Raw genomic sequence first — 1,441 nt, forward strand, 5'->3', positions numbered from 1 at the left:
CTAGTACTACAGGGCTAGATCTTGATCATGGAGTGATGGGAGGCTCTGCCTGTGGCCACGACACAGCCCCATGATCCAGATCGTTGGTCGGACGCCGTCAGCCCGGCTGATTTAGCCGTCTGGGACCGCGAGTTCGCCGCGCTGGGCGAGCGGATGACCCCGCTGTTCTATCGCCCGGAGTCCCAAGAGCATGCCCTTCAATACCTGCGTGGGCTCCTCTCCCCATTGCAGCGCAAGAACGGCTGGACCATCGCTGAATTCGCCGGCGAGAAGGAGCCCAAAGCACTCCAACGGTTCTTGAACCTCACCCCGTGGAGTGCGGATCTAATGCGGGACCTAGTCCGCGACTACGCCATGGAACGCTTCGCGGATCCCCGGGGCGTGCTGATCGCCGACCCCACCGGGTTCGCGAAGAAGGGCAGCAAATCCGCCGGGGTCCAGCGGCAGTATTCAGGCACTCTCGGACGTGTCGACAATTGTCAGATCGGGACGTTCCTGGCCTACGCCAACCGGCGTGGCGACCGTGTGCTGATCGACCGGGAGCTCTACCTGCCCAAGGATTCCTGGGCCGTCGACTTCGAACGCCGTCGGGAGGCCGGGATCCCGGACGAGGTGGCCTTCCGTACCCGTCCGCAGCAGGTCCAGGCCATGATCGACCGTGCCGTGGCTGCCGGGGTGCCGTTTTCGTGGTTTGTCGCGGACGAGGAGTTCGGCCAGAACAGGATCCTGCGCAGGTATTTGGAAGCAGAGGGCATTGCCTATTGCATGGCTGTTCCGAAATCCACCGACGTGAACACCGCGGGCATCACCACCAACCCCGACACCCCGACCCGGCTGGACAATCTGGCATCACACCTGCGGCCCAGGGACTTCTCCCGGCGTGCCTGCGGGATCGGAGCGAAAGGATTCCGCACCTACGACTGGGCGGTAATCACCGGACGGGACGGGCGCCAGTACGTCGTCCGCCGCTCGATCGCGGATGGGGAGCTCGCCTACTTCCACTGCTACAACCCGCGCGGGGAGTCGCTGTCGGAACTGGTGGCGGTCATCGGATTGCGCTGGCCGGTCGAGGAGTGTTTCGAGGCGGCCAAGCAGCAGGCCGGGCTGGACAACTACCAGGTACGCAAATACGACGCCTGGTATCGCCATATCACCCTGTCCATGCTGGCGCTGGCGTTCCTGGCCGCGATGGCCCGAACCCCGCAAAAGGGGGCTCTTCGGACCCGGGCAGTCACCGCGGGCCGCGAACGCGGCGGCTCGCGGCCCTGACTGTCGCCGAGGTCCGGCGGCTGTTCAACCTGATCGGCTTGACGCGCATCGCCATCTACCAGGGACTTCGCTGGTCGATCTGGCGGCGCGCGCATCAGGCGGAGGCGCGACGGCACCATTTCCGAAGGCGGCTACGGCTCCAGATGATCAAGATCTAGCCCTGTAGTACTAG

The 1,441-nt window shown here is 64.7% G+C and carries 1 protein-coding gene; it reads left to right on the forward strand.

Annotated elements, in window-relative coordinates; genetic code table 11:
• Positions 1-153 precede the first annotated feature (153 nt).
• Positions 154-1,269: an IS701 family transposase gene (locus RMT89_RS40140; RefSeq protein ID WP_315888689.1), complete on the forward strand. Its 1,116-nt coding sequence runs from the start codon at positions 154-156 to the stop codon at positions 1,267-1,269.
• The last annotated feature ends 172 nt before the right edge of the window (positions 1,270-1,441 follow it).

Origin of the sequence: Streptomyces sp. P17 (assembly GCF_032436805.1) — a bacterium.
GTDB lineage: Bacteria > Actinomycetota > Actinomycetes > Streptomycetales > Streptomycetaceae > Streptomyces.

Coding starts and splice junctions, on each gene's coding strand:
- RMT89_RS40140 (WP_315888689.1), top strand. CDS start 154: ATGACCCCGCTGTTCTATCGCCCGGAGTCCCAAGAGCATGCCCTTCAA.